Annotated in this window: 8 protein-coding genes; 4 read left to right on the top strand and 4 right to left on the bottom strand. The window is 70.9% G+C overall.

Features of this window, described 5'->3' with window-relative positions:
* Positions 1-3 precede the first annotated feature (3 nt).
* Together IL992_RS07385 and IL992_RS07390 are read right to left on the bottom strand one after the other, a co-directional pair.
* Complete coding sequence (locus IL992_RS07385; RefSeq protein ID WP_193202543.1) at positions 4-954, bottom strand: hypothetical protein; 951 nt, start codon at positions 952-954, stop codon at positions 4-6.
* On the bottom strand, positions 945-1277 hold the full coding sequence (locus IL992_RS07390) for a hypothetical protein (protein ID WP_193202544.1): 333 nt from the start codon (positions 1275-1277) through the stop codon (positions 945-947). Before IL992_RS07390 ends, IL992_RS07385 begins: the two co-directional genes overlap by 10 nt.
* 83 nt (positions 1278-1360) lie before the next feature.
* On the opposite strand from IL992_RS07390, the gene IL992_RS07395 reads away from it, so the two are divergent.
* From IL992_RS07395 to IL992_RS07410, 4 genes are all read left to right on the top strand, one after another.
* The gene (locus IL992_RS07395; protein WP_193202545.1) at positions 1361-2158 is read left to right on the top strand and encodes a YbaB/EbfC family nucleoid-associated protein; all 798 of its coding nucleotides are present in this window, start codon (positions 1361-1363) and stop codon (positions 2156-2158) included.
* A gap of 72 nt (positions 2159-2230) precedes the next feature.
* The gene (locus IL992_RS07400) at positions 2231-2905 is read left to right on the top strand and encodes an HAD family hydrolase (protein ID WP_193202546.1); all 675 of its coding nucleotides are present in this window, start codon (positions 2231-2233) and stop codon (positions 2903-2905) included.
* A gap of 29 nt (positions 2906-2934) precedes the next feature.
* Positions 2935-3441: a DUF6912 family protein gene (locus tag IL992_RS07405; protein WP_193202547.1), complete on the top strand. Its 507-nt coding sequence runs from the start codon at positions 2935-2937 to the stop codon at positions 3439-3441.
* Between the two features lie 50 nt (positions 3442-3491).
* Positions 3492-4124 carry an HAD family hydrolase gene (locus IL992_RS07410; protein WP_193202548.1) on the top strand — a complete coding sequence of 211 codons (633 nt, stop codon included), beginning with the start codon at positions 3492-3494 and terminating at the stop codon, positions 4122-4124.
* A gap of 4 nt (positions 4125-4128) precedes the next feature.
* Here the strand turns inward: IL992_RS07410 and IL992_RS07415 are convergent, their stop codons facing one another.
* Both IL992_RS07415 and IL992_RS07420 read right to left on the bottom strand, forming a co-directional pair.
* Positions 4129-4527, bottom strand: coding sequence for a hypothetical protein (locus IL992_RS07415; RefSeq protein ID WP_193202549.1), 399 nt, complete (start codon positions 4525-4527; stop codon positions 4129-4131).
* Between the two features lie 13 nt (positions 4528-4540).
* Positions 4541-10741, bottom strand: a complete 6201-nt coding sequence (locus tag IL992_RS07420; RefSeq protein ID WP_193202550.1) for an RHS repeat-associated core domain-containing protein — start codon at positions 10739-10741, stop codon at positions 4541-4543.
* Positions 10742-10801 lie beyond the last annotated feature (60 nt).

A 10801-nucleotide genomic window follows, 5' to 3' on the forward strand; every position in this document is an offset into this window, starting at 1 on the left:
TCCCTACCAGAAGCGCTTCTTCTTCTTGCCCTGATTGCTCTGGTTCTGCTGGCCTTGCTGCTGGCTCCCGGTGCCCTGGCCGGACTGGCCTGACTGGCCGGACTGGTTCGACTGGGTGCCGCGCTTCTGCGCGTTGCGCTCACCGTCGAGCTTCTCACCCGTCTTCACCTTCTGCTCGGCCGCTCTGGCGGCCTTCCTGTCGTATGGCTGACCGGCCTTCTTCGCGTCCAGCGCGGCCTGCTCCGCCGAGGACAGCTGGGGGCCGGTCTGCCTGGAATAGGGCTTGCGGCTCCTCCCCATGTCCAGCTTGACGCCCCCGCGCGGCCCCGTCTCACCTGCCGTCCGCACGGGCGCGCCCCGCAGGGGAACATGAGGGCCGCCCGCTCCCGCCAGGGACGGACCGCCGCCGAATGGGCCGCGGGTGTTCTTCAGGATGCGTTCCAGGGGTTCGGTGACGTGCCGCGTGACGGCCGGGGCGAGAACCCGGGCACCGCCCTCCTCGGCCTCCCGGAGGATCTTCCGCATGGCGTACCGGGTGGCGAGCAGCCCGGCCGTGGCCGAGGCCGCGGCGAACGGACCGCCCGCGACGAGGATCGAGGCCAGCCTGGTCGCGCCCGCGACGGCCTGCGTGATGACGGCCACCTTCGTGGCGGTCACCGCGCTGGCCGTGCCTTCGAGCACCGCCGGCGCGTACGCGGCGGCCCGGACGGCCGCGCGGAGGTGTTCCGTGGTGCCGGTCTTGTTCCAGTTGTTCCCCATGGCGTCGGCGGACACGCCCTGGTACACGCCTGGCAGCCGCCTGACCTCGTCCTCCGCGCCGGTCCCCCCGGAGGCGGCGCCGGCCTGCACGACCTGCCATGGGCGGATTTCCGTGCGGATGTCGGCCTCGTCGATCTTCGGGAAGTTCACCAGGCTCGCGACCGGCTGTGCCCAGTCCGGCGGCATCAAGCCCATGCCGCACCCGGTTCGTCGTGCGCCTGCGCGATCTGGCGGCCCGCGTCGCCCTCGGCGTCCGACACCCGCCGGCGCGCGACCGCGAGCGCGTCTCCCGTGCCGCCCACCGTCCCGCCGAGGTGCGCGTACGCCTCGACGGCCGTCAGGGCGCAGCGGTTGTACGCGGCCACGAAGGCGCCGAACAGGCCGTCGTCGCCCCACGAGGCGGCGCCCGCACGCTCACGCAGATACTGAAGGGCGGTTACGAACTCGTCGCCGTGCTCCGTCAGGCGAGAGGCGGCCCTGTCCACCCCGCTGTATTCGATGCCAAGTTCCCCGTACATGCGCGGCACGTTAGCATGACCGGCGAATTACGGTTGGGTGAATTGCACAGTAAACACCTTTTGTCCTTTTTGCGGAGGAACACTTGTCCCTGTCGTTTCCGGGTGGCAGCGACCTGGAGCTGCTGGAGCAGATGATTCGCCAGGCCGAGGACGTCATGCGCGGCCTCGCGGACGTCCAGGCCGGGATCCGGCAGGTCACCGGCGAAGGGGAGGGCGCCGACGGCCTGGTGAGGGCCAGGGCCGACGGCAGGGGACAGGTCACCGCGATCACCCTTGACCCGCGGGTCATGCGGCTCGACGCGGCCGCCTTGAGCGCGGAGGTGACGAAGGCGATCCAAGCCGCCCAGGACGCCGCGAAGGAGCGGACGGACAAGCTCGTCGCCGCCGCCCGGACCAGGGTGACCGGGCTGGCGGCCCCGCTGGACGAGACGTTCGTGCGTTATCGGTTCGACCAGCTCGCCCAGGAGCTGGACGCGGGAGCGGACGGCTTCGGTCCGCACTCCGCGGACCGGGCCGACGACCTGGAGCAGGACGCGGAGCGGGCCGTACGGATCGAGGCATGGCTGGAGGACGGGCAGCGCGAGATCGAGGCCGTCACCGGCCACGGCCGGGCGGCCGACGGCCGGATCCAGGCGGTCACGACGGCGTACGGGCAGGTGCGGGAGGTCGTCATCGAGCCTCGTGCCATGCGCCTGCCCAGCCGGACGCTGGCCGAGGAACTCCTGCTGGCCCTGCGCCGGGCGCAGCAGGACGCGGAACGGCAGAGCCGTCAGTTGGTGAGTGACGCGCTGCGGGAGATGGCGCCCGGCGAGTCGTTCGACCCGGACACCATCGACGAGTGGTTCGGCGGGTTGCTCAAGCCGTTCGAGCGGCCCGACTGACCACCCGGACCGGCGCCGGGGTCCCGTACGGCGGACGGCCTATATTTGGAGGCACGTCGGGTGGGAGGCGCGGTGCTCAAGGGTGTGCTGATCGACTGGGGCGGGGTTCTGACCACGAGCCTGGCCGAGTCGATCGCGGAGTGGATCGAGGCGGACCGGATCGACCCCCGGCACTACCGGGAGGTCATGCGCGCGCTGGTCGCCCAGGCGTACCGGGCCGGCGTCGAGCCGGACGGGGAGAACCCGATCCACGCGCTCGAACGGGGCGAGATCCCGGTCCTGGAGTTCGAGCGCGCCCTGGCGGCCCGGCTGGTGACCCTCGACGGCGGCCCGCCGGAGGCCGACGGCCTGCTCACCCGGATGTTCGCCGGGTTCCGGCCGGTCGAGGAGATGAACGAGATGCTCCGCCAGGCTCGCGTGGCCGGGCTCGGCACCTGCCTGGTGTCCAACTCCTGGGGTGACCACTACTCCCGTGAGGGCTGGGAGGTCCTCTTCGACGCGGTCGTCATCTCGGGAGAGGTCGGCATGCGCAAGCCCGAGGAACGGATCTTCCGGCATGCGCTCGGCCTGCTGGGGCTCGAGCCGACGCAGTGCGTGTTCGTCGACGACATCGAGGCGAACATCCTGGCGGCACGCTCGATCGGCCTGGTCGGCGTCCACCACAGCGAGCCCGCGGCGACCATCACCGAGATGGAGCGCCTGTTCGGCCTGTCTTTCCGCGAGCCCGGCGCCGCCGCCCGTCTGTAGCTTGAATCAGAGACCGAGTCGAGGAACGCATGCGCGTCTATCTGCCGTCCACGATCACCGCGCTGGCGCGCGTCGTCGCCGCGGGGGAGCTGGGCCCGGCCCCGCTGACCGGCTTCGCGGTCACTCCCGCGTTGATCGAGTGGTACGTCTCGGGTGACACCGAGGAGCTGGAATACGTCGCGCTGACCGAGGCCGCCCGGGCCTCCCTGCGCATGCTGGCCGCCGACCGCAAGGACGGCGTCGAGGTGGCGGCCCGGCGCGTCGTGATCGCGGCCGAGGTGCCCGACGAGACCGTCAAGGCAGGCGCCGATCTTGAGGAGCGCGCCCGCGTGCGGGTGCTGGAGCCGATCTCGATGCGGCTGGTCGCCTCGGTCCATGTGGACGACGCCGACGCCGCGCCGGACGTGGAGGCGGCGATCGCGGCGCTGCCCGCGGCCGACGGCGGGGACGACGACGCGCAGTTCGTCGTGGACGGCGCGGAGGACCACGAACTGCTGTGGTACGCCACGCAGGAGATCCCGGATCTGCTCGCCTGACCCGCGGAGTTCATGGAGTTGTCACGCCCGGCGTCTAAGCTGGAGGCGAGATGACACACATTGTTTGGGACTGGAACGGGACGCTCTTCCACGACATCGACGCCGTCGTAGGCGCGACCAACGAGCTCTTCCAGCCGTACGGCCTGGGGCCGTACGACGCGGAGGGCTTCCGCGAGGTGTACACCCGCCCCATCTGGGTGGCGTACGAGCGGATGCTCGGCCGGGCGCTCAGGGAGGGCGAGTGGGAACTGCTCGACGCGGGCTTCCACGAGCACTACCACCGGCTGATGGAGGCGTGCAGCCTCGCCGAGGGGGCGCTGTCGAGCCTGCGCGCCTGGGAGGAGTCGGGCCGCACGCAGTCGCTGCTGTCCATGTGGGGCCACGAACGGCTGGTCCGCAAGACCGGCGAGTTCGGCATCGACGGCCACTTCACCCGGATCGACGGCTCGCGCGCGGCGACCGGCGGCCACAAGGCCGAGCACATGGTGGAGCACCTGCGCGCGCTCGGCCTCGACTCGGCGAAGGTCGTGGTCATCGGTGACAGCGTGGACGACGCCCACGCGGCCCAGCACGTCGGCGCTCGCGCCATCCTCTACACCGGCGGCATGACCAGGCGGTCGGAGCTGGAGGGCGTCGGGGTCCCGGTGGTGGACTCGCTGGCCGACGCCCTCGATCTCGTCTGACGCGTCAGCGGGCCTGGCGTTCCTCCTCCTCCAGCAGCCACCGGGGCTTGGCCCTGCGCGGCGGCCGGTAGAGCCGCTTGACCGCCACACCTCCGAAGACGAACGACGCGAACAGGAACAGACCCATGATCGCGTCCCAGGTCTCCTGACCGGAGACCCGGGTGTAGGCGAGCATCACGGCCCACATCGCGAGCATGACGGCCCCGGGGAGCTGTGCGAACGGCAGGTTGCGCAGCTCCTTGGGGTTGTCGGTGTCGAAGTAGCGAGCCGCCCAGGTGCCGCCGGGCCCGCCCCGGACGAACCTGACGTGGTTGACGAAGCCGAGGATCGCGAGCAGGGCGGCGGCGAGCACCGCCCACACCGGCGCGTGCGGGTAGCCCACGACCTCGGCCGTGTCGGTCACGGCGCCCGTCATGCTAACCAAAGAGACTCTTCCATCCCTTCTTGATACCCGACCCGATCGACTTGACGGTGTTCACCACCGGCTTGCGCATGTGGTCGTACGCGGCGATCGCGGTGTCGCCGACGACGCCGCCGACCATACCGCCGACGTACGCGCCCGCGGCGCCGCAGACCGCGGCGAGCACGACGCCCGGGCTGCACGCCGCCGCGCCGATCGTGGCGCCCGCGTAGGAGCCGCCCGCGACCGCCGCCCCGCGGATGGTCGCCCGCGCGACCTTCTCACCGGTGTTGATGTCCTTGCCCGAGTCGCTGTTCCACTGGGTGAGCGCGCCGTCGGCGAAGGTGGCGACGACCCCGAACCTGCCGACGAACTTGCCCGCCTTGCCGAGCCGGCCGCCCCACTTGATGCCGCGCGCCTCGATCCGGTTGGCCTTGGCGTCGTACCACTTGCTGAGCCCCTGCCACAGCCACTTGGTCAGCCAGTTGCCCTCCGGATAGCTGACCGACTTGAGCTTGTAGATGCCGGCCATGACACGGCGGCTCTCCTTGAAGTTCTCACCCCAGGTGTTGAGCATGTCCGCGGGGCCGCCCAGTCCGTACGCCAGCCAGCCCAGGGCGGTGAACTTGCGCGGATCGACGCTGGACAGGGTGTTGCTCTTGACCGTGGAGCCGAAGCTCGGGCCTGAGCGGTGCGGAGCGCCGCCGCCACCGCCGGTGTAGCCGCCACCGCCGCCGTGGCTTCCGCCGCCGCCGTGGTTCCCTCCGCCTCCGCCGCCGTGGTTGAGGATGGCCAGCAGGGCGCGCAGGAGCGCCAGGAGGATCGCCAGCCAGCTGCCCCAGAACTTGCCGTCGGGGTCGGTGAAGGTGACGGGGTTGTTGCCGGCGTAGGCGTAGCCGTTCATCTGCTGCGGGTCGTGCGGGTCGATGATCGGGTCGACGCTGATGAACCTGCCGGTGGCCGGGTCGTACTCACGCGCCCCGAGATGGGTGAGACCGGTCGACTCGTCCACGGTGCCGCCGACGAAGCCCTTCTCGCCCGGCCAGGAACCCGGGGGCGATCCCCGCAGCTGGCCAAAGGGCTTGAACCGGCGCTGCGTCAGCGACTGGTTCGCCGCGTCGATGGCGAGCTCCGCCGTGCCGTTCTGGTCGGCGGCCAGGAACTTCACGCCCGAGGTGGTGCGCACCGCGACCGTCACGGTGTCGTGGGTGTAGTACCTGGTCGCCTGGACTTTGGCCGTGGTCTTGTCCAGGCGCAGCTCCATCCCCGGGAGGTAGAGCGTGGTGCCGCCGGGGTCGCGCCGGATGAGCCGGTTGCCGTCGGCGTCGTACACGTAGGAGGTGACCTTCGTGCCCTCGGTCACCTTGGCCAGGTGGCCCTCGACGTCCCACTCCAGTGTCTGGGCCGTGGCGCCGATCGTGCGGCCGGTGGTGTTGCCGGTCTCGTCGTAGGCGTAGGACTCCGTGCGGGCGCCCGCGCCGCCGGTCTGGGTCACGCCGGACAGGGCGTGCGGGTGCGGCGAGCCGGGGGCCGGGTAGTCGTAGGTCCGGTTCGTGTCGGCCGTGCCGCCGACGCCGTGCTCGACCTCCTTCGTGCGGTTGCCGGTCACGTCATACCCGAACGACTGCCAGTAGGGCGCGACGCCGCCGATGACGCTCGCGCTCGGCGCGCCCGCGCACGACTGGGTGCCCTGCGTCCAGGCCTCGGCGAGGCGGCGCAGGTAGTCGTAGGCGAAGCACTGGGTGTCGGTGCCGCCGCGGGACACGTCGGAGATCGAGACGACGTTGCCCACGGCGTCGTAGGTGTAGGTGGCGTCGCGGTCCACGCCCGCCACGTCCTCGCGGTCCACCCGCGACGACTGCAGGCGCTGGGTGCCGTACTCGTAGGAGTAGGTGAACCAGGTCTTCTTGCCGCCGGTCGACAGTTCGTACTGCTCGGGCTTGCCGGTGAGGCTGTGGATCGAGTCGGTGACGTACGGCGACAGGCCCGACATGGTGGTGGGCCGGCGCAGGTCGTCGTAGGAGTAGACGACCGTCTCGGCCGGCAGGCCGCCCGCGTCGGGGTAGGTGGCCGACTGTACGGTGCCGTCCAGCTTGTAGCGCGTGTCGAACACGTAGCTGCCCGCGAGCGCGCCCTCGGCGGACGGGATCGTCACGGTCGTGCGGATGGCCCGGTAGAGGTTGTCGTAGGCGTTGAACGTGGTCGTGTACGCCTGGCCGTTGGCGTACCTGGTGGCGCTGGACGCCTGTCCCTTGCGCACGGTGTCGTAGGTCCACGACGCCATCAGCGGGCCGGTCGCGGAGCCCTCGCGGGTCTCCGTCCTGCGGCCCATCGAGTCGTAGACGTTGAAGATCGTCTTGCCGCGTGCGTCGGTGGTGGTCAGCACGTGGTCGAGGTCGTCGTACGTCGTCTTCGTCGTCCCCTTGTCGGGGTCGCGCACCTCGGTCTCCCGCCCGCGCAGGTCGTAGAAGTGCGTCCAGACGTTGCCCGCGGGGTCCTTGACGGTCGAGAGCTTGCCGGCGGGCGTGTACGTGTAGGTCGTCTTGTCGTAGTCGCCGGTGGGGGAGTCGCCCCTGTACTGGCGCAGCTCGACGATCTGGTCACGGGCGTCGGTCAGCGTGGTCACCGGCGTGTCGCCGGTCGGCGGGTCCACGGTGACCCTGCCGCCGCCGTAGCTGGTGACCGTGCGCCACTTCTCCTTGGTCTCGCCGTTGCCGACGAGGAACCGTTCGAGCGTCACCCGGTTGCGGCCGTCGTAGTCGAACACCTTCTGCGACTCGACGTCGCCCTCGTACGCGCCGAACAGCGCCGTCGAGGGGGCCTCGGTCGAGTAGTACTGGCCGTACTCGCGGGCCACGTTGCCGCGGGAGTCGTAGAACTTGTCGCTGACCAGGCGTCCGCCGTCCGGCCCCGGCTCCTGCGTCTGGCGCAGCCGCAGCCGCCCGTCGTACAGCTCGTACGTCGGAGAGGTCTGGCCGCCCTCGGCGTCCAGCTTCCTCGTGCCGATGGCGACGATCTGGCCGTCCACGATGCGGTAACTGAACTCCAGGTTCGGCGTCTGGCCCGCCGCCTTCGACCGGTCGGGCATCCACACCTTCATGAGACGGCCGAGCGCGTCGTACTCCAGGTCGGTGCGCTTGCCGTTGGCGTCGATCTTCACGGTCTCGAACCCGTACGCCGGGTCCTTCTCCTGGCTGGTGACGTGGGCCGTCGAGGCGTCGCCGGGAACCACAGGCGGGCCGGTGACCTTCACGCCCGTGTTCAGCCCGCCGGTGTCGGTGTAGGCCGTGGTCGTGACGTGGCCGGCCGCGTTCTTGGTGGTCAGCTCGCGGCCGTAGGCGTCGTACGTCGAGATCTCCTTGGCGACGTACGTCGCGGTGGTGCCGTCGTGCGCGGCGATCGTCTCGACGCGGGTGACGTCGCCCCTGCTGGGCGCGGCCCCGAAGGCGCCGTTGTCGTAGAAGGTGCGGTCGTCCTCGACGACCTGCTTGGCCCGGTCAGGGGTCGCCGAGCACGCCACCGCGACGGTCTCCACCCTGCTCGGATACTTCAGCATCCAGGCCTTGGTGTTCTGGGCGTAGGTGGTGCGGGTGCACCGGTCGTCGGCGGTGGTGGACAGGTCGCCCTTGTCGTCCACCTGGGTGGTGAGGCCGGCGACGGGCTCGTACTTCGTCCCGCTCTCGGTCTCCCGCCAGCCGCCGCCGTCCATCGCGGTCCACGTGTGCGTCTTGGCGACGTTGACGATGTTCGCGGTGACGGTGCCCCAGCTCCGGGTGCGCTTGGCCGTCTCCTGATACCAGGGGGTGTTGACGGTCTTGACCGCGACCGCGCCGTCCACGCCCTCGTATTCGGTCCGCTTGAGCTCGAACCCCTGCAGCGGGTCCTCGTCGTCCACGCTGCCGCCCTCGCCGTCGGAGACCGCGACCTTCTTCGTCCCGCCGCTCGGCCCGGCCCGGTCGCCGTTCATGCCGCGCAGGTAGCGCGTCTCGACCAGGGAGCGCAGGTCGTTCCAGCCGCCGGTCCGCACCCGTACGCGGCCGTAGCCGCGCCACTGCGACCAGGTCTTGTACTTCTCCTTCGTCATGCCGTCGTCGTCGTCATAGTGCCAGGCGGCGCCGTCGAGGTACTCGTACGTCGTCAGCGCGTCGGGGGAGCCGCCGGTGCGGTCGGTCTGCACGACCTGGGTGACGACGTACTTGTGGAACCAGTCGGTGATCGGGTCGTCGTACCCGGCGGGCGTCCACTTGACGGGGAAGCAGCGCCGGGTGTTGGTCTCCGGGGTGGGCAGCGAGCCGAGCGTGCAGTCGGCGTCGGAGTAGTTGACGTCGATCTGCCCGCCCGACTCGTCGTAGATCGCCCCGAGGCGGTACTTGACGAACGGCGGGATGTCGTCGCCCTGCTTGTCCACCCGGTTGGGCAGTTGCACGTGGTTGAAGGTCACCGAGGGCAGCGCCACCGGGCTGCCGGTCGCGCGACCGGTGTGTGCGATCGACTTCACCAGCAGGGCCTGGTCGATGTCCGCGTCGCCCCACAGGTGGTCGAGGGTCCAGTTGTCGACGTCGCGGTAGGTGCCGTCGGCCTTGATCACCTGCGTGGTGACGCCGGTGAGCCGCTTGCGCGACCAGAACGTGGGCGCGAGCGTGCCATGCGTCGCCTTGCACTCGGTGCCGGCGTCGCAGTTCAGGTCGTACGGCACGTCCGGCCACTTGGTGGGGTTGGAGCCGATCTTGCTCGGGTCGCAGTCGAAGCCGTCGGCCTTCAGGCACCGCTCGGAGACGCCGAACACCACGCGTGCCGGGGCCTTGGCGCTGAAAAGCGTGTCGGAGCGCTGGCCGTACTCGATGCGGTCGAGCCAGCCGCCGCGCACGTACGGCGTCTCGTCCTCGGGCTTGAGGTTGCGGCCGTAGTGGTTGCCCTCCTGCTGGTAGTAGTACGTGATGGCGTTGCCGCGCGGGTCCACGACGTAGTCGAGGTTCCACTGGTAGGCCTGCTGGCACCACGAGGCGGCGAAGGTGGAGGCGTGGCACGGCTCGTTCGCGTCGTTGCCGAACACGGGGTGCGTCCAGGCCGACTTCGTCTCCGGCTTGCCGCTGCTCCACCCGGGCAGCCGGTTGAGCCCGAAGAAGAACTGCACGCCGTCGGGGGTGGTGAGCTTCCAGTACTCCCCGTCGTCGTCCCCGTTGGCCTTGGCCGTGTCCTTCAGGCGTTCGACGCGGGTGCCGTCGTCGTTCTTCATCCGCCACGTGCCGTCGGAGGCCTGGATCAGCTCGCCGCCGCGTCCGTTCCAGCTGATCACGGCGTTGTCGTACGCCCAGCACTGGTCACCGGGCGGGGTGCCCCACTGGTCCTTCGGCGCCCCGTCGTCGGCACAGGGCTTGTAGGCGCGCTTGATGTAGCCGGGCCAGTAGTCGAAGCCCTCGCCCACCCAGGACGGCTGGTTGTTGGTGTTGGACGTGCGGCCGTCCACCGCGCCGGAGGAGTAGCCGATCTCCACCTTGGGCGTCAGCTCACCGGGGACGGGCGGCACCCGCAGGGGATACGACCAGGAGAAGTCGCCCGACTGCTCGGCCACGGTCCAGGTGGCCGACGGCGACAGCTTGGTGGCCTTGTAGTCCCCCTTGTCGCTGGAGTCGCCGGACACGGCCGCCAGCACCGTCGCCTCCGCCGGGATCGAGGCGGTGAGCGTACGGTTCGCCGCGTCGTTGCGCGCGCGGACCGGTGTCTCCGTACGGCAGGCGGGCTGGTCGGGCGTGGTCAGCGCACAGGCGGGCAACCGGACCAGGCGCAGCCGGCTGCCGTACGAGCCGCCGAAGTCGTCGGCGAGGCCCGAGTAGTCGACGGTGACACTCGACGCCCTGTCTCCGGCGGCCTCGACCGTGAACAGGGCGGCGTCGGCGCCCACCCGCTCGGCGGCGGCGTGGTCCAGCATCCGCACCGCGCCGGGGGAGGTGACCTTCACCTCGCCGGACGCGGGCCGCCGCTTGGCGGGGGCGCCCGCCGGGTCGGGGCGGCGGGGCTTGACGCCCAGTGTCTCGCCGCGGACCACGCGCTCGGCGCTCTTCACCTCCGGGCGTCCCGCGTCCGGCGCCGTCGCCCGCGCGGGCTGGGCGACCAGGGACGCGGCGACGGTGGCCAGCGCCGTGACCGCGGCGACCCTGCGTCTGAACCGCTGCCTGAACCTCTGCCTGAACCGCTTCGGGTGGGGGAACCCGTTCATGCGCAACCTCCCGCCCGGCCGCCGTGCGGCGGCCGGGCCTGGTTCGAGTTCGAGTCGCCG

The sequence above is a fragment of the Microbispora sitophila genome (assembly GCF_014892245.1).
Classification (GTDB): domain Bacteria; phylum Actinomycetota; class Actinomycetes; order Streptosporangiales; family Streptosporangiaceae; genus Microbispora; species Microbispora siamensis.